This window comes from Streptomyces incanus (assembly GCF_042656345.1).
GTDB lineage: Bacteria > Actinomycetota > Actinomycetes > Streptomycetales > Streptomycetaceae > Streptomyces > Streptomyces incanus.
Map to the genome: position 1 here is coordinate 28,036 of NZ_JBHSPC010000124.1, position 17,299 is coordinate 45,334.

17 protein-coding genes and 1 pseudogene are annotated in these 17,299 nt (G+C 70.6%); 8 read left to right on the plus strand and 10 right to left on the minus strand.

The window, feature by feature from the left end; genetic code table 11:
• Window positions 1–27 precede the first annotated feature (27 nt).
• Window positions 28–994 (minus strand): annotated as a pseudogene (locus ACFP2V_RS33135) (hypothetical protein).
• A gap of 45 nt (window positions 995–1,039) precedes the next feature.
• Here ACFP2V_RS33135 and ACFP2V_RS33140 point away from each other — a divergent pair.
• The 4 genes from ACFP2V_RS33140 (at window position 1,040) to recX (ending at window position 4,865) form a co-directional block, all read left to right on the plus strand.
• The gene (locus ACFP2V_RS33140; protein ID WP_381218980.1) at window positions 1,040–1,234 is read left to right on the plus strand and encodes a DUF3046 domain-containing protein; all 195 of its coding nucleotides are present in this window, start codon (window positions 1,040–1,042) and stop codon (window positions 1,232–1,234) included.
• A 59-nt stretch (window positions 1,235–1,293) separates the two neighbouring features.
• Window positions 1,294–2,604, plus strand: coding sequence for an AI-2E family transporter (locus ACFP2V_RS33145; protein ID WP_381218981.1), 1,311 nt, complete (start codon window positions 1,294–1,296; stop codon window positions 2,602–2,604).
• 296 nt (window positions 2,605–2,900) lie between these two features.
• A complete protein-coding gene (gene recA / locus ACFP2V_RS33150; RefSeq protein ID WP_381218982.1) occupies window positions 2,901–4,022 on the plus strand; it encodes a recombinase RecA in 1,122 nt (373 codons plus the stop codon).
• Between the two features lie 3 nt (window positions 4,023–4,025).
• A complete protein-coding gene (gene recX / locus ACFP2V_RS33155) occupies window positions 4,026–4,865 on the plus strand; it encodes a recombination regulator RecX (protein ID WP_381218983.1) in 840 nt (279 codons plus the stop codon).
• Between the two features lie 9 nt (window positions 4,866–4,874).
• Here the strand turns inward: recX and ACFP2V_RS33160 are convergent, their stop codons facing one another.
• The 8 genes from ACFP2V_RS33160 to ACFP2V_RS33195 all read right to left on the minus strand — a co-directional run bounded on the left by ACFP2V_RS33160 (window position 4,875) and on the right by ACFP2V_RS33195 (window position 11,755).
• Window positions 4,875–5,285, minus strand: a complete 411-nt coding sequence (locus ACFP2V_RS33160) for a rhodanese-like domain-containing protein (RefSeq protein ID WP_381218984.1) — start codon at window positions 5,283–5,285, stop codon at window positions 4,875–4,877.
• Window positions 5,282–5,887, minus strand: a complete 606-nt coding sequence (locus ACFP2V_RS33165) for a cupin domain-containing protein (RefSeq protein WP_381218985.1) — start codon at window positions 5,885–5,887, stop codon at window positions 5,282–5,284. Before ACFP2V_RS33165 ends, ACFP2V_RS33160 begins: the two co-directional genes overlap by 4 nt.
• Before the next feature lie 91 nt (window positions 5,888–5,978).
• Window positions 5,979–6,026 carry a hypothetical protein gene (locus ACFP2V_RS33170; protein ID WP_351127296.1) on the minus strand — a complete coding sequence of 16 codons (48 nt, stop codon included), beginning with the start codon at window positions 6,024–6,026 and terminating at the stop codon, window positions 5,979–5,981.
• Between the two features lie 320 nt (window positions 6,027–6,346).
• Entirely contained in the window at window positions 6,347–7,999 is a 1,653-nt protein-coding gene (locus ACFP2V_RS33175) for an FAD-dependent monooxygenase (RefSeq protein WP_381218986.1), read from the minus strand.
• A 329-nt stretch (window positions 8,000–8,328) separates the two neighbouring features.
• Entirely contained in the window at window positions 8,329–9,237 is a 909-nt protein-coding gene (locus ACFP2V_RS33180; RefSeq protein ID WP_381218987.1) for an amino acid ABC transporter permease, read from the minus strand.
• Window positions 9,234–9,911: an amino acid ABC transporter permease gene (locus tag ACFP2V_RS33185; protein ID WP_381218988.1), complete on the minus strand. Its 678-nt coding sequence runs from the start codon at window positions 9,909–9,911 to the stop codon at window positions 9,234–9,236. The genes ACFP2V_RS33180 and ACFP2V_RS33185 overlap by 4 nt, the downstream gene beginning before the upstream one ends.
• Window positions 9,912–10,025: 114 nt before the next feature.
• Entirely contained in the window at window positions 10,026–10,871 is an 846-nt protein-coding gene (locus ACFP2V_RS33190; protein WP_381218989.1) for a glutamate ABC transporter substrate-binding protein, read from the minus strand.
• A 107-nt stretch (window positions 10,872–10,978) separates the two neighbouring features.
• Window positions 10,979–11,755, minus strand: coding sequence for an amino acid ABC transporter ATP-binding protein (locus ACFP2V_RS33195; RefSeq protein WP_381218990.1), 777 nt, complete (start codon window positions 11,753–11,755; stop codon window positions 10,979–10,981).
• Between the two features lie 285 nt (window positions 11,756–12,040).
• On the opposite strand from ACFP2V_RS33195, the gene ACFP2V_RS33200 reads away from it, so the two are divergent.
• Both ACFP2V_RS33200 and ACFP2V_RS33205 read left to right on the plus strand, forming a co-directional pair.
• Window positions 12,041–12,727, plus strand: coding sequence for a response regulator transcription factor (locus tag ACFP2V_RS33200; RefSeq protein ID WP_381218991.1), 687 nt, complete (start codon window positions 12,041–12,043; stop codon window positions 12,725–12,727).
• Window positions 12,728–12,742: 15 nt separating this feature from the next.
• Window positions 12,743–14,176 (plus strand): sensor histidine kinase, encoded by a 1,434-nt coding sequence (locus ACFP2V_RS33205; RefSeq protein WP_381218992.1) that lies wholly within the window; start codon window positions 12,743–12,745, stop codon window positions 14,174–14,176.
• Here ACFP2V_RS33205 and ACFP2V_RS33210 read toward each other — a convergent pair.
• Window positions 14,155–15,150, minus strand: a complete 996-nt coding sequence (locus ACFP2V_RS33210) for a TAXI family TRAP transporter solute-binding subunit (protein ID WP_381218993.1) — start codon at window positions 15,148–15,150, stop codon at window positions 14,155–14,157. The genes ACFP2V_RS33205 and ACFP2V_RS33210 overlap by 22 nt on opposite strands.
• 76 nt (window positions 15,151–15,226) lie before the next feature.
• On the opposite strand from ACFP2V_RS33210, the gene ACFP2V_RS33215 reads away from it, so the two are divergent.
• Together ACFP2V_RS33215 and miaB are read left to right on the plus strand one after the other, a co-directional pair.
• Complete coding sequence (locus ACFP2V_RS33215) at window positions 15,227–15,646, plus strand: pyrophosphohydrolase domain-containing protein (RefSeq protein WP_381218994.1); 420 nt, start codon at window positions 15,227–15,229, stop codon at window positions 15,644–15,646.
• Between the two features lie 80 nt (window positions 15,647–15,726).
• Complete coding sequence (miaB, locus tag ACFP2V_RS33220; protein ID WP_381218995.1) at window positions 15,727–17,244, plus strand: tRNA (N6-isopentenyl adenosine(37)-C2)-methylthiotransferase MiaB; 1,518 nt, start codon at window positions 15,727–15,729, stop codon at window positions 17,242–17,244.
• The last annotated feature ends 55 nt before the right edge of the window (window positions 17,245–17,299 follow it).

The window sequence follows — 17,299 nt, forward strand, 5'->3', positions numbered from 1 at the left end:
CCGACCGGGTGCCCGGGAGGTGCCCGGTCAGCCGATCGCGCGGCCGTACGCCGTGAGCGTGCGCAGTGCGTCGACGGTCACCATCGGCGGGCCTCCAGGGCGGGGGCGGGCGCCCACTGGCGCCGCCGTACGGGCCGGCCGCCGTCCTCCTGCTGCTCGGCCGTGAGGTGGTCCAGCGAGCGTGCCATCTCCTCGTCGGTGAACCACGCGCGTGCGAGGGAACCCGGTGTCCGCGCGTAGTCGTGCGGGAAGTGGTGCTCGCCCGGGGCGCAACCGGGTACGCGCCGAGGTCGTCGGGGTCGAGCGCCGCGAGCCGCCGGCCGCGTACCAGGCGGCCCAGCCGGTCGGCTGCGGCCTGCGCGCGCGGGCGGTCGGGGACCGAGTCCAGGAAGGTGACGGCGGCCCGGATCTCGTAGGGGCGGCTGTGCTCCAGCGACTCGACGGCCTGCCCGCAGAAGTCCGTGGCCCGGAACAGCCAGGCGTGCCACACGTCGTTGCGGTGCAGCAGCCCCACTGCCGGCCCGGTGGCCAGGAGTTCACCGGCCGGGTCGTCCACGACCGGCACGAAGGGGGCCGCCGGGTAGCCCCGCTGAGCGGGGAGGGTCACCGGCAGCGCGCCGTCCGCGGTGGACACCGACGTCAGGTAGTCGCACACGCGCTTCACGCGCGTGCCGCCGCAGCGGCTGACGGCGTCCAGGACGTGCAGGGCGTGGACGGTGTGCAGCGGCTGGCTGACCGGCCCCCGCAGGTCGGGCTCCAGTGCGTGCCCGTATCCGCCGTCCTCGTTGTGGTAGGCGTCCAGCGCCCGCTCCACCGGGTCGGCGCCGCCCTCGAGGAAGTGGTGGGCGAAGAGACGCTGCTCGACCACCCGTGCGGTGAGCCGGACGAACCGCTCCGCACGCGCGAGCGGGCTGTGCGCCGGGGTGTGCGGAGGGCGGGGGCGGGTCCGGGTGTGGGCATGGGGCCGACCGTAGGCGCACAGCGGTACCGGCAGGCGGTGCCCGCCCAGGCTCACCCCCGCGGGCGGGATACTGGGGGCATGCGGTTGACGGTCTTCTGGGAACGGATGGCGGAGCACTTCGGTACGGGCTACGCCGAGACCTTCGCGCGCGATCACGTCATGTCGGAACTCGGCGGGCGAACCGTGCACGAGGCACTGGGGGCCGGCTGGGCCGCCAAGGACGTCTGGCAGGTGGTCTGCACGGTGATGGAGGTTCCCCGGGAAAAGCGCTGATCGTCACAGAGACCGCCGGGAGGCAGACGGCTGCCCGTGACGTGGGCGAGACTTGCCCCGTGGCACCCACTGAAGAGACCGGGCAGGCAGCCCGGCATCCCTCCGCGACAGACACGCCGCCGCACCCCGGCTCTCCGGTGAGCCCCGCGGCCCCACGGCCCGGCTCCCGCATGCCGCGGTGGCTGCCGCGCGCCATGGTGCTCGCGCTCGCGCTGATCGCCCTGTTCCAGCTGGGCAGCTGGGCCTTCCACGAGCTCACCGGTCTGCTGATCAACATTCTCATCGCGTTCTTCCTGGCGCTCGCCGTCGAGCCCGCGGTGAGCTGGATGGCCGCGCGCGGGGTGCGCCGGGGGCTGGGCACCTTCCTGGTCTTCCTGGGGGTGCTGATCGCGGCGGCGGGCTTCGTCACGCTGCTCGGCTCCATGCTGGCGGGACAGATCATAAAGATCGTCGAGGACTTCCCGGAGTACCTCGACTCCGTCATCAACTGGATCAACACGCATTTCCGCACCGAGCTGCGGCGGGTGGACATCCAGGAGGGCCTGCTCCGCTCCGACTGGCTGCGCAACTACGTGCAGAACAGCGCCACCGGCGTCCTGGACGTCTCCACGCAGGTCCTCGGGGGCCTCTTCAAGCTGCTGACCATCGGGCTGTTCTCGTTCTACTTCGCCGCCGACGGCCCGCGGCTGCGCCGCGCCATCTGCTCCGTACTGCCACCCGCGCGCCAGGCTGAGGTGCTGCGCGCGTGGGAGATCGCCGTGAACAAGACCGGCGGCTACCTGTACTCGCGCGGGCTGATGGCGCTGGTCTCCGGCATGGCCCACTACGTGCTGCTGGAGATCCTCGAGGTGCCCTACGCGCCCGTGCTCGCCGTGTGGGTGGGCCTGGTGTCGCAGTTCATCCCCACCATCGGCACGTATCTCGCGGGCGCCCTGCCCATGCTGATCGCCTTCACGGTCGACCCCTGGTACGCGCTGTGGGTGCTGATCTTCGTGGTGATCTACCAGCAGTTCGAGAACTATGTACTGCAGCCCAAGCTGACCTCGAGGACCGTCGACATCCACCCGGCCGTTGCCTTCGGCTCGGTCGTCATGGGCACCGCTCTGCTCGGCGCCGTCGGCGCGCTGATCGCCATTCCCGCGGTCGCCACCCTCCAGGCGTTCCTGGGCGCGTACGTGAAGCGCTACGACGTCACCGACGACCCCCGCGTGCACGGTCACCGCGGGACAGGCCCCGATGGTGGCGGTTCCGGTTCCGGTTCCGGCTCCGGCTCCGGCGAGCGGCGGACCCTCGCCGTCCACGTCCGGCACCTCTGGGCGCACCGACCGGCCTCGGCACGCCCCCGGGGCGGGGAAACCGAGAACCCCTGAGCTTGGCAGACCGCTTCGGTATCTGCTCGGGGCCGACGGTGCGCACCGTCGGCCCCGAGCAGATACCGAAGGGTGAACGACTCGTGAGGGTGCCAGGGGATGCGCTTGACACTAAAATCGAACATCTATTCTTATGAGGGTGCTGGTGGTTCCCGAGCGTGGGTGTTATGGCCTGATTCGGGTATGGATGGGCCCTGGTTGTCCACAGGCTGGAGGTGCGTCGGGGCGCGTTGTCAGTGGCAGGAGCTAGCGTCATCGACGTGAAGCGATCGACTCAAGCAAATCGGGTGGAACCCATGGCAGGAACCGACCGCGAGAAGGCGCTCGACGCCGCACTCGCACAAATTGAACGGCAATTCGGCAAGGGCGCGGTCATGCGCATGGGTGACCGGACGAACGAGCCCATCGAGGTCATCCCGACCGGGTCGACCGCGCTCGACGTGGCCCTCGGCGTCGGCGGCCTGCCGCGCGGCCGTGTGGTGGAGGTCTACGGACCGGAGTCCTCCGGCAAGACGACCCTGACCCTGCACGCGGTGGCCAACGCGCAGAAGGCCGGCGGCCAGGTCGCCTTCGTGGACGCGGAGCACGCCCTCGACCCCGAGTACGCGAAGAAGCTCGGCGTCGACATCGACAACCTGATCCTGTCCCAGCCGGACAACGGCGAGCAGGCGCTGGAGATCGTGGACATGCTGGTCCGCTCCGGCGCCCTCGACCTCATCGTGATCGACTCCGTCGCGGCGCTCGTGCCGCGCGCGGAGATCGAGGGTGAGATGGGCGACAGCCACGTGGGTCTGCAGGCCCGGCTGATGAGTCAGGCGCTGCGGAAGATCACCAGTGCGCTCAACCAGTCCAAGACCACCGCGATCTTCATCAACCAGCTCCGCGAGAAGATCGGCGTGATGTTCGGCTCGCCGGAGACCACGACCGGTGGCCGGGCGCTGAAGTTCTACGCCTCGGTGCGTCTGGACATCCGCCGGATCGAGACGCTGAAGGACGGCACCGACGCGGTGGGCAACCGCACCCGTGTCAAGGTCGTCAAGAACAAGGTGGCGCCGCCCTTCAAGCAGGCCGAGTTCGACATCCTCTACGGCCAGGGCATCAGCCGCGAGGGCGGTTTGATCGACATGGGCGTGGAGCACGGCTTCGTCCGCAAGGCCGGCGCCTGGTACACCTACGAGGGTGACCAGCTCGGCCAGGGCAAGGAGAACTCCCGCAACTTCCTCAGGGACAACCCCGACCTCGCCAACGAGATCGAGAAGAAGATCCTGAAGAAGCTCGGCATCGGCGTGCAGGCCGAGGAGCCGGCTGGTGAGAAGAGCGCGGATGCCGCCGGCACCGCCGCTCCGGCCGAGGCGGCCGCGACTCCGACCCCGGCGGCCAAGGCCACCAAGCCCAAGGCCGCCGCGACCAAGGGCTGACCCGTGACCCGACGAACCGACTGGGCCGAGTACGAGTTCGCCGCTTCCGGCGCCCCACGGGGGGCAGGCACCGGAAACAGCGACGACCCGGCCGCGAACGGTGAAGGGACCTACGGGGACGCCAACGGCGGGGACGGCTTCCCCGGCGACTTCTCCAGTGAGGACCCGGATGGTGGTCGGCGCCGGGTCGGCGCCGGGTCCCGCCGGGCAGAGGGCTCACGGGGGAGCGGCTCGCGTGACGGCGGGCCGCGTGGCGGACGCGGACGCCGGACCTTCGGCGAGGCGGCCGCAGCGGACGGGGACGAATCCTCCTCACCGAGGGCCGAGCGGGAGGAGCCTCCAGGGGACCCGGTCGAGCGGGCGCGGGCGATCTGTCTGCGCCTGCTCACCGGGACCCCGCGCACCCGGAAACAGCTCGCCGACGCCCTGCGTAAACGGGAGATCCCGGACGAGGTCGCCGAGGAGGTGCTGTCCCGGTTCGAAGAGGTCGGACTGATCAACGACGGCGCCTTCGCGGACGCCTGGGTCGAGTCCCGGCACCACGGCCGGGGCCTGGCACGGCGCGCCCTTGCCCAGGAGTTGCGGACCAAGGGCATCGACTCCACGCTGATCGACGCGGCCGTCTCCCAGCTCGACTCCGAACAGGAAGAGGCCACCGCGCGCGAACTCGTCGACCGCAAGCTGCGCTCCACCCGCGGACTCGACCGCGACAAGCGGATCCGCCGCCTCGCCGGCATGCTCGCCCGCAAGGGCTACCCCGAGGGCCTCGCCCTGCGCGTGGTCCGGCAGGCGCTGGAGGCGGAGGGCGAGGACACGGAGTTCCTGGAGGGCGGCGGGTACTGAGAGCCCGCTCTACGCCAGCACCGGCAGCCCCGCCGCCCGCCAGGCCTGGAAGCCTCCGACCAGATCGGTGGCCCGGTGGAGCCCCAGCCGGTGCAGGGACTCCGCGGCCAGGCTGGAGGCGTAGCCCTCGTTGCAGATCACAACGACGCGCAGGTCATGGCCGGTCGCCTCGGGGAGGCGATGGCTGCCCCGGGGGTCGAGACGCCACTCCAGTTCGTTGCGCTCGACGACGAGGGCGCCGGGGATCGTCCCGTCCCTGTCGCGCAGGGCCGCGTAGCGGATGTCGACCAGCAGTGCTTCCCCGTCGCGGGCGGCCTGGTGGGCGGGGGCCGGCTCGATGCGTTCGTAGCCCGTGCGGACCCGCTCCAGCAGCTCGTCGATCCCCGGGGCGTCGGCGGCCCTCTCCGGTGCCCCGCTCACTGCCAGTCCGCCGGGCGCTCGACCTGCTCCAGGCGCAGTGTCGGGCCGGTGCGGCTGTACCGGCGCATCAGGGGGAGCGGCGGGTGGTAGGCGTGCACGGAGACCGCGTGCTGCTCCGGGGACTCGTTGAGCACCTCGTGCACGTGGTGCCGGCCGAAGGCGCGGCCCCGGCCGGCCGTCAGCCGGTGCTCCCGGTCCACGCCGTCGTTCAGCTCCAGCGTCTTCCAGCCATCGGTGGGGAGCCGCACGGAGAGCGAGTTCTCCCTCAGTTCACCCGACGCGGTCATGAAGGCCCCGAGGGACTCCCCGTGGTCGTGCCAGCCGGTGCCCGTGCCGGGGGGCCAGCCGATCAGCCAGGCCTCGCTGCCCGCGGGACCGGCGAGCCGTACCCAGGTGCGACCCTCCGGATCGAGCGGCAGTGAGGCGACCAGCTCGACGTCGGCGGCGACGCGTCGTACGAAGTCGAGGAGTTCCGCCTGCGAGGGGCCGGCGGCAGGGGTGGAGTCCGTATCCGGGGCAGCGGTAGGGCCGGGACCCGCACCGGATGCGGAGACCGCGGGAGACGTGGGGAGGGCAGGGGGGAGCACAGGGGAAGCAGACACGTGGCACCGTCCTGAAGAAAAGTTCGCGGAGCGCACACGGCAGCAGCGGCATGGAAGCGGTGCACGGTGCGCGGGGAGGGAAAACGCGAGTTCAGAAGGACGGGCGACACACGCAGCCCGCATAGCGGAGGAGGTCCATATGGACCCTCCGCCACAGGCGCACACAGGTGTCGGTCACGGGCCGGAGTACACCACGACGCCGCGCGCGGGATCAACCCGTCGTCAGCATGCGGACAGCCGCAGCCGTTGCGGTGACGACAGGCCAAGGGCCGACGAGGTGACGGGCCGACGAGGTAACAGGCCGACGAGGCGACGAGCCAAGACGCGACGGAACCGCGACGGGACGACCCGCACCGAAGCACGACGGGACGCGACGCGACGCCGGATCATCCGCGCCGCGTCACCCGACACAGCGTCCGCTCCTGATCTCCTCGTGCCGGACCACCAGCGCCCAGAACCTCAGCGCGAGCCAACGCCGGTACCGGCCCCCGCTCCCGCTTCCGCCCTTGCCCCGGCATCCGCCCCTGCGGCCTCTGCCTCCGCCGAAGCCGGTCCGCCGACCGCCGTCTCGGCCGCCGTGTACAGGGACGCCGGACGGACCCCGCTCAGTGCCGTGACCAGGTGCCCGTCGGGGCGTACCAGCAGCACGGTGTGGGCCGCCGCCCCCGGATAGCTCTCCGCGACCAGAAGCTCGGCCGGGCGCGGCAGCGCCGCCACCGCCGACGCGAGCCGGGGCATGATCCCGGCGGACACCCAGTGCCTGCGCTCCCACACCCCGGTGCCCGGCGCGATCAGCACCACCAGCAGTGCCCCCCGGCCGAGCCGGCCCCGCAGCCGGACGAAGGTGCCGTCCTCCGCCGTGACCCGTACATCGGCGACCGGGGCCCCGACCGGCGTGTCCACGGGGACCTCGCCCTCGAGAAGCGGGGGCGTGAGGGGCGAGTCGGTGTGCACGCCCGGCGCGCCCAGCGTCCCCTGCCCCAGGTGCCCCTCCACCAGGAACGCGTCATGACCACGGGCAGCACCGGGGACGTAGGAACGCAGGCCTTTGCCGCCCCGTACCAGCGGCAACGCCTGGTCGGCGGCGCGCAGCCGGGCGGCGACGATCGCCCTGCGCTCCGTCTGGTAACTGTCGAGCAGCGCTTCGTGTGGACCGTGGTGCCAGGCCAGGGCCAGTTTCCAGGCCAGGTTGTCGGCGTCGCGGAGCCCTTCGTCCAGCCCGTGCGTGCCCAGGGCACCGAGCAGATGCGCGGCGTCCCCGGCGAGGAACACTCGCCCGGCCCGCCAGCGCCGGGCGAGCCGGTGGTGGACGGTGTGCACCCCGGTGTCGAGCAGCTCGTACGGCGGTGTGGGGCCCTCGGCCCAGCCGGCCAGGGTCTCCCGGACCCTGTCGAGGAGCAACTCGGGGGTGACCAGTTCCTTGCCCGGCGGCATCAGCCAGTCCAGCCGCCACACGTCGTCCGGCAGCGGGCGCGCGCTGATCTCCCCGGCGAAGGGGCCGGAGGTGCGCCACGGCGGCATCCGGTGCAGCAACGCTTCTCCGGGCCGGGGCAGCTCCGTGCGCAGCGCGGCCACGGCGTGACGTTCCACCGCCGTGCGGCCGGGGAAGCGGATGTCCTGGAGCTTGCGCACGGTGGAGCGGGGACCGTCGCAGCCGACCAGATAGCTGCCGCGCCACCAGGTGCCCCCGGTGCCGCGGGTGTGCGCGGTGACGCCGGAGGGCTCCTGTTCGAGGGAGTCCAGACGGCTGTCCACGACGACCTCGACGAGCCGCTCGCCGACGAGAGCCGCGCGCAGGGCACCGGTCAGGACGTGCTGGGCGGTGTGCACAGGGCCGGGTTCGGTGTCGTCGAAGGCGATCTCATGTGTCACCTGCTTGCGCCGCATCGACCGCCATCCGGCCCAGAGCGAACCGGCGGCGGCGAGTGGCACCCCGGTCAGCCGTTTCATGAGTTCCGTGGTGTCCTCGCGGAGTACGACGGAGCGCGCGGGACGCGGTTCGTCCCTGCCCGGCCCCTCGTCGAGGACCACGCATGGCACCTCCTGGCGCGCCAGCGCCAGGGCGAGCGTGAGCCCGACGGGCCCCGCTCCGACGATGATCACCGGGTCCACGGCGCGACGCCCCCTGCTCGAAGTGACGCCCGAAGGGACGAGGAGGAACAGGACGATGGAGCAGGGTGCACGATCACAGAACGTATGCAACCTATTGCCGGTGCTTGCGTCAAGTGACCGAAGGCCCATGGCGATCATGATGGGGGCCAGGGGGCGTCACACCACTCGACTGCTCATCACATGAGTCCGGTTCGCCCCGTTCGTTCACCCCGTTCGTTCGCCCCGGTTGTGCGGACCGACCGGCCCCGGCATGACTGTGGCCCGCCGGGCGACGGCGGGCCACAGTCATGCCGGGTCGTGCTGCACGGCAGGCGCACGGGGGGCGTGCGTCAGATGGTGCCGCCCGCGCCGGTCCCGTGGGTGCCCCCGACCTCGGCCGCGTTGAGATCGCGAACGTCGTCGGGGCCGAGCACCGCACCCGTGCTGCGCTTGCTGCGGCGCAGCCGCGCCTCGAGCCGGGAGGCGAAGGAGGTGATGAGGAAGTTCAGGACGATGAAGATGATCGCCACGACGATGAAGCTCGGGATGACGTTGGCGTAGTTGGCCGCGAGCGTGCCACGCGCGTTCAGCAGCTCGGTGAAGCCGAGCATCGCGCCGCCCAGCGCGGTGTCCTTCACGATGACGACCAGCTGGGTCACGATCGCCGGGAGCATCACGGTGACGGCCTGCGGCAGCAGGATGCTGGACATCGTCTGACCCTTGCGCAGGCCGATCGCCTGGGCCGCCTCCGTCTGCCCCTTGGGCAGGGCCAGGATGCCGGCCCGGACCACCTCGGCGAGGACCGACGCGTTGTAGAGCACCAGACCGGTGACGACCGCGTACATGGGCCGGTCCGCGGTGCTGACGTCCGTGGAGCGGGCGAAGAACTCGTTGGCGAACAGCATCAGCAGCAGCACCGGGATGGCCCGGAAGAACTCCACCACCGTGCCGGCCGAAGCCCGCACCCACCGGTGGTCGGACATCCGGGCTATGCCGAGGACCGCTCCCAGCGGCAGCGCCATGACCATGGCCAGTCCCGCGGCCTTGAGGGTGTCGCCGAGACCGGGCAGCAGATACGTCGTCCAGGCCGCGGACTCGGTGAACGGCTTCCACAGGGCCCACTCCAGCTGGCCCTTGTCGTCCATCGTCCGGTAGACCCACCACAGGACGAGGGCCAGGAGGACGACGAACACGACCGAGAAGATGACATTGCGCCGCTTGGCCCGGGGGCCGGGGGCGTCGTACAGAACGGAGGTCACCGCTTCACCGCCAGTCGCTTGCTCAGCCAGCCGAGGAACAGGCCGGTGGGCAGGGTCAGTACCACGAATCCGAAGGCGAAGACCGCGCCGATGAGCAGCGTCTGTGCCTCGTTCTCGATCATTTCCTTCATCAGCAGAGCGGCCTCCGCCACACCGATCGCGGCCGCCACCGTCGTGTTCTTGGTCAGCGCGATCAGCACGTTCGCCAGCGGTCCGATGACCGAGCGGAACGCCTGCGGCAGCACGATCAGCCCGAGCACCTGGGAGAAGTTCAGACCGATGGCGCGGGCCGCCTCGGCCTGCCCGACGGGCACGGTGTTGATGCCGGAGCGCAGCGCCTCGCAGACGAAGGCCGCCGTGTAGGCGGACAGACCGAGCACCGAGAGGCGGAAGCCCTGGAGCGCGAAGTCGTCGGGCGCGCCCATGGTCATGCCGAAGATGTCGGCGAGGCCGAGCGAGGTGAAGATGATGATGACCGTCAGGGGGATGTTCCGGACGATGTTCACATAGGTGGTGCCGAACCCTCGCATCAGGGGGACGGGGCTGACTCGCATCGCCGCCAGCAGGGTGCCCCAGACCAGGGAGGCGATGCCCGAGAACACGGTGAGCTTCACCGTCATCCAGAAGGCACCCAACAAGGTTGGATCGTTGTAGTCAGAAATGAAGTCGAACACGATCTCCCGCGCTTCCGGGTGTGTGGCGTACGTGGCGGACGCGGCGCGCCGCCGCCCTGATCGCGACGGACGGCGGCACGCCTTCAAGACCCCGCGTTGCGGACGGCCCTGGGCTTACTTGACGAGGTCACCGATCTTCGGGGCCGGCTCGTTCTTGTACTCGGCCGGGCCGAAGTTCGCCTCGACCGCCTTGTCCCAGGCCTTGTCGCCGACCATCTTCTCCAGCGCGTCATTGATCTTGTTCACGGTCTCGGTGTCGCCCTTCTTGACACCGATGCCGTAGTTCTCGTTGCTCAGCTTCAGACCGGCGAGCTTGAACTTGCCCTTGTACTGGTCCTGCGAGGCGTAGCCGGCGAGGATCGAGTCGTCGGTGGTCAGCGCGTCCACGGCGCCGCTCTGCAGGGCGGCGACGCACTCCGAGTAGGTGGGGAGCTGCTTGAGCTTGGCCTTCGGAGCGAAGTCCTTCTTGACGTTCTGCGCCGAGGTCGAGCCGGTCACGGAACACAGCTTCTTGTCGTTCAGGTCCGTGGCGTCGGTGATGTCCGAGTCGCTCTTGACCAGCAGGTCCTGGTGGGCCAGCAGGTAGGGGCCGGCGAAGTCGACCTTCTGCGCGCGCTCGTCGTTGATGGAGTAGGTCGCCGCGATGAACTTCACGTCACCGCGCGCGAGGGCGTTCTCGCGGTCGGCGCTCTTCGTCTCGACCCACTCGATCTTGTCGGCCTCGTAGCCGAGCTCCTTGGCGATGTAGGTCGCGACGTCCACGTCGAAGCCGGCGAAGGAGCCGTCCGGCGTCTTCAGGCCGAGGCCGGGCTGGTCGTACTTGATGCCGACCTTGATCTTGCCGCCGCCCCCGGAGGAGGACGAATCGCTGTCGCCGCTGTCGTCGCCGCCGCAGGCGGTGGCGGTCAGGGCGAGGGCGAGCACGGCGGCCGAGGCGGCGGTGACCTTGCGGAGCTTCATGGTGCACATCCTTTTGACTGGTGAGGTGATGCGGCCCGTTTGCGGGTGAGGTGATGCGGCCCCGACCATCCGGTGACGCACGTCGTCCGAGCGCCAGGCGCAGGACGTCAGTGGTGCAGGATCTTCGACAGGAAGTCCTTGGCGCGGTCGCTGCGCGGGTTGCTGAAGAACTGGTCCGGCGTCGCCTCTTCGACGATGCGGCCGTCCGCCATGAACACCACACGGTTGGCGGCGGAACGGGCGAATCCCATCTCATGGGTCACGACGATCATGGTCATGCCGTCGCGGGCGAGCTGCTGCATGACCTCCAGGACCTCGTTGATCATCTCCGGGTCGAGCGCCGACGTCGGCTCGTCGAAGAGCATGACCTTGGGCTCCATCGCCAGGGCCCGTGCGATGGCGACACGCTGTTGCTGGCCGCCGGAGAGCTGCGCGGGGTACTTCTCGGCCTGCGCACCCACGCCGACCCGGTCGAGCAGGGCGCGGGCGCGCTCCTCGGCGGCCTTCTTGTCCTTCTTGCGAACCTTGACCTGGCCCAGCGCCACGTTCTCGAGCACGGTCTTGTGCGCGAAGAGGTTGAAGGACTGGAAGACCATGCCCACGTCGGCTCGTAGCCGGGCGAGTCCTTTGCCCTCGTGGGGCAGGGGCTTGTCGTCGATGGTGATCGACCCGGAGTCGATCGTCTCCAGACGGTTGATGGTGCGGCACAGGGTGGACTTCCCGGACCCGGAGGGCCCGATGACGACGACCACTTCGCCGCGGGCGATCGTCAGGTCGATGTCCTGGAGTACGTGCAACGCGCCGAAATGCTTGTTGACGCTCTTCAGGACGACCAGATCGTCGGTTGCGGCCACATCTTCCTTGGCCACCGATACTTCGGTCATCGCTCTCAGGCTCCGTCCTCCTCGGTTTGGGAGGACAGTAGTAATCCATCCGACCTGCGTCATTACATCTGAGGGGAATCTGAGCATCACGATCCGGTAGCAATCGGATACATGTCGTAGCACTTGTGAGCAGGGCTCATTTCGGCCGGGTAACGGTACCGAAGAGCAACCGGAACCCTCTTGACGCGGTCCTCGTTCATCGGCGTCACTGCAAGGTGCGCACGCGCGTGCACCTGTTTTTCTACGCACACGGACCGTACGGCCGATGAACCGAAGGGGGACCGGATGAGACTGCTTCTCGTCGAGGACGACAACCACGTCGCCGCAGCCCTGTCGGCCGTACTGGCGCGGCACGGGTTCGACGTCACCCACGCGCGCAGCGGCGAGGAGGCTCTCCAGGCGCTCGTCCCCGACGCCGACGGCTTCGGTGTCGTCCTCCTCGACCTCGGCCTGCCCGACCAGGACGGCTACGAGGTGTGCGGCAAGATCCGCAAACGCACCGGCACCCCGGTCATCATGGTCACCGCCCGCGCCGACGTGCGCTCCCGCATCCACGGCCTCAACCTCGGCGCCGACGACTACGTGGTCAAGCCCTACGACACGGGCGAACTGCTCGCCCGGATCCACGCCGTCAGTCGGCGCACCGTCCAGGAGGACGCCCCCAGCGGCGGCGAGACCGAGCTGCTGCTCGGCTCCGTGCGCATCGAACTGCCGACCCGGCAGGTCAGCGTGAACGGTGGGGTCGTCCCACTGACCCGCAAGGAGTTCGATCTGCTGGCCCTGCTCGCCCAGCGCCCCGGGGTCGTCTTCCGCCGGGAACAGATCATCAGCGAGGTGTGGCGCACCAGTTGGGAGGGGACCGGGCGCACCCTGGAGGTGCACGTCGCCTCCCTGCGCGCCAAGCTGCGCATGCCGGCCCTCATCGAGACCGTACGCGGAGTCGGCTACCGGCTCGTCGAGCCCGCGGCCTAGGGCGGGCCAGTCCGGGTGCACACACGTCTGCTTCCGCTGCTCATCGTCCTGATGGCGGCCGTCCTGCTCGCTCTCGGCGTCCCGCTCGCGGTCAGCCTGGCGCGCGCGCAGCAGCAACAGGTCATCGTCGACCGGATCGACGACACGGCGCGCTTCGCGGCCCTCGCCCAGTTCGTCACCGAACCCGCGGGCCCCGGCACCGGAGACGTCGACGAGCGCCGGGAGACCCTCAGCAGCGAACTCCGCAGCTACTACGAGGTGTACGGCATCCGGGCCGGCGTCTTCCACCGCAACGACGTCCCGATGGCACACGCGCCGGACGACTGGTTCCTGCCCAGCACGGGTGAGGTGCGCGACGCCTTCCAGGAGGCGCTGCTCAGCCGCCGCAGCCACGACCCCGAGCAGGTGTGGCCCTGGGAGCGGCGCAGCCTCGTGGTGGCCTCGCCGGTCATCCGGGACGGTGACGTCGTCGCCGTCGTCGTCACCGACTCGCCCACCGGGCACATGCGGTCCCGCATCCTGCGGGGCTGGCTGCTCATCGCGGCGGGCGAGGCGGCCGCGATGCTGCTGGCCGTCGGCGCGGCCCTCCGGCTGGCCGGCTGGGTGCTCAAGCCCGTACGGGTCCTGGACGCCACCACGCACGACATCGCCACCGGGCGGCTGAAGTCCAGGGTCGCGGCGGCCGGCGGACCGCCGGAACTCCGCAGACTCGCCCGGTCGTTCAACGAGATGGCGGACAACGTCGAGAGCGTGCTGGAGCAGCAGCGCGCCTTCGTCGCCGATGCCTCCCACCAGCTGCGCAACCCGCTCTCGGCGCTGCTGCTGCGCATCGAACTGCTCGCCCTGGAACTGCCCGAGGGCAACGAGGAGATCGCCTCGGTCCAGGCCGAGGGCAGGCGTCTGGCACAGGTCCTGGACGACCTGCTCGACCTGGCGCTGGCCGAGCACAGCGAGGCCCAGCTCCAGATCACCGACATCGGCGCCCTGGCCGCCGAACGCGTGGCGGCGTGGTCGCCCACCGCCGAGGCCAAGGGCGTCCTGCTGACCGGGGACTGCCCGCCGACCACGGCATGGGCCGACCCGGTCGCCCTGTCCAGCGCGCTGGACGCGGTCATCGACAACGCGGTGAAGTTCACGCCCGAGGACCGGACCGTCGAGGTGACCGTCGCCTCCAACGGCGACACCTCCACCGTCGTCGTCACCGACCACGGCCCCGGTCTGACCGACGAGGAGCTGGCCCGCGTCGGCGACCGCTTCTGGCGCAGCTCACGGCACCAGAACATCAAGGGCTCCGGCCTCGGCCTGTCCATCTCCCGCGCCCTGCTCACGGCGGGCGGCGGTGCGATCGCGTACGACCGGCACGAGCCGCACGGGCTGACGGTGACGGTGACGGTGCCCAGGAGTGCGCCCACGGGCGAGACAACGGTTCAGGGCTTGACGGACCGGTAGTACCGGCGCGCGCCGTCGTGCAGTTGGAGCGGATCGGTGTAGATCGCGGTGCGTACGTCGACGAGCTGGGCGGAGTGGACATGCGCCCCGATGCCGTCCCGGCTCTTGAGCACGATCCGGGTCAGCCACTCGGTGATCCGCGGGTCCGTGTCCGCCCGGGTGATCAGCAGATTGGACACGGCCATCGTCGGGACGGTCGAGCCATGCTGGCTGCCGGGGTAGGCCGACTCCGGCATGTTGGTGGCACGGTAGTAGCGCGTGGCTCCGCCCTGCTTGTGCAACCGGGCGACCAGGTCGGCCGTGATCGGCACGAACCGGAGGCCGGCGTCCTCGGACAGCGTGCGCAGGCCGTCGGTGGGCAGCCCGCCCGACCAGAAGAACGCGTCCAGCCCCTGCCCGAGCCGTCCGGGGCCGGTGTCGATGCCGTCCGCGAAGGGTCTGATGTCCTGCTCCGGGTCGATGCCGGCGGCTCTGAGCACCCGGTTGGCGATGAGCCGGACACCCGACTTGGGCGGCCCTATGGCGACCCTCTTGCCCCGCAGATCGGCGACGGAGCGGATGCCGGACCCGGGCGGGACCACGAGCTGCACGTAGTCGTCGTAGAGACGGGCGACCCCGCGCAGCCCGTCGGCTCCCCGCGCCCCGCTCAGTTTGTACGTCTGCACCGCGTCGGCGGCGGCGATCGCGAAGTCCGCCTGACCGGTCGCCACGCGCCGCACGTTCTCCTGCGAACCGTCGCTCGTCAGCAGCCGCACTTCGAGATCGGGCATGTGTTTACTCAGCGACGTGCGCAGAAGCTCCCCGTACTTCTGGTAGACCCCCGCGCGTGTGCCCGTACTCAGCGTGACCGTCCCGCGCGGCGGATCCTCGCTCCAGGGCGTCAGCCACCACAGCAGCAGCCCGAGCACCACGAGGCCGGCGACCGCGCCCCGCAGGACCCGGCGCCCGCCGATACGGGACAGCGCGATGGACATGGGCGCGATCCTGCCAGCCCGTGCGCTCCTGTGACCAGGCCGGGAGAGGGCCGGAGGCGGCCGCTACCGTCATGGCATGAGTTCTTCGCCCGCCCACCTGGTCCGTGAGTTCCACCGTGCCTTCGGGCTGGACGCGCGCGAGACACCGACCGAGGTCCCACCGGAGCTCGCCGCCCACCGCGGCGACCTGCTCGCCGAGGAGGCCGCCGAGGTCGCGGAGGTGGCGGTGCACGGACCCCTCGACCGGCTCGCGCACGAACTCGCCGACGTCGTCTACGTCGCCTACGGCACGGCGCTCGTCCACGGCATCGACCTCGACGCGGTGATCTCCGAGATCCACCGCGCCAACATGAGCAAGCGCGGCCCCGACGGCACGATCGCCCGCCGGGCCGACGGCAAGGTCCTCAAGGGGGACCACTACGAGGCGCCCGACGTGTCCGAGGTGCTGCGCCGGCAGGGGTGGACGCCGGGTACGGAGTCCCGGGCGGAGGCCTGAGCGGAGCCCCGGGCGCGGGCCCGAGCCCGATCCCGAACGGAGTCCCGGGGGTGTCGTGGCGACCGCCTACCCTGTAGGGCATGAGCAGCATCGACCGGAGCCAGTCAGTGGGCGGCACGCGCACCTATGAAGTACGCACCTACGGGTGCCAGATGAACGTCCACGACTCCGAGCGATTGTCCGGGCTGCTGGAGGACGCGGGCTACGTCCGCGCTCCCGAGGGCGCCGACGGCGACGCCGACGTCGTCGTCTTCAACACCTGCGCCGTGCGCGAGAACGCCGACAACAAGCTCTACGGCAACCTCGGCCACCTCGCCCCCAGGAAGGCGCAGCGCCCCGGCATGCAGATCGCGGTCGGCGGCTGCCTCGCGCAGAAGGACCGCGACACCATCGTGAAGCGGGCCCCCTGGGTGGACGTCGTCTTCGGCACGCACAACATCGGCAAGCTGCCGGTCCTCCTGGAGCGCGCCCGCGTCCAGGAGGAGGCCCAGGTCGAGATCGCCGAGTCGCTGGAGGCATTCCCGTCCACGCTGCCGACCCGCCGCGAGAGCGCCTACGCGGCCTGGGTGTCCATCTCCGTCGGCTGCAACAACACCTGCACCTTCTGCATCGTCCCCGCGCTGCGCGGCAAGGAGAAGGACCGGCGTCCCGGGGACATCCTCGCCGAGATCGAGGCGCTGGTCGCCGAGGGCGTCTCGGAGGTCACCCTGCTCGGCCAGAACGTCAACGCCTACGGCTCCGACATCGGTGACCGGGAGGCGTTCAGCAAGCTGCTGCGGGCCTGCGGGACGATCAAGGGTCTGGAGCGCGTCCGTTTCACCTCCCCGCACCCGCGCGACTTCACCGACGACGTCATCGCCGCCATGGCCGAGACCCCCAACGCGATGCCGCAGCTCCACATGCCGCTCCAGTCCGGCTCGGACACGGTCCTCAAGGCCATGCGCCGCTCCTACCGGCAGGAGCGCTACCTCGGCATCATCGAGAAGGTCCGCGCCGCCATCCCGCACGCGGCGATCAGCACCGACATCATCGTGGGCTTCCCGGGCGAGACCGAGGAGGACTTCGAGCAGACCCTGCACGTGGTGCGCGAGGCCCGTTTCGCCCAGGCCTTCACCTTCCAGTACTCCAAGCGGCCGGGAACCCCGGCCGCCGAGATGGACGGCCAGATCCCCAAGAAGGTCGTCCAGGAGCGCTACGAACGGCTCGTCGCCCTCCAGGAGGAGATCTCCTGGGAGGAGAACAAGAAGCAGGTCGGCCGAACCCTGGAGCTGATGGTGGCCGAGGGCGAGGGCCGCAAGGACGGCGCCACCCACCGTCTCTCCGGCCGCGCCCCGGACAGCCGTCTGGTGCACTTCACCATGCCGGAGCAGGAGGTCCGTCCCGGCGACGTCGTCACCGTCAAGATCACGTACGCGGCCCCCCACCACCTCCTTGCCGAGGGCCCCACCCTGGACGTGCGCCGCACCCGCGCGGGCGACGCCTGGGAGAAGCGCAACGCCGCCGGGGCCGTCGAGCGGGCGGGTGTCATGCTCGGCCTGCCCACGGTGGGCGTGCCCGAGCCGCTGCCCGCGGCCACCGGGGGCTGCGCCATCGACTGACCGGGCCGCGACAGACCGAGACGGGGCGCATGGCTCATCGGGTCGTTGCGGAGGA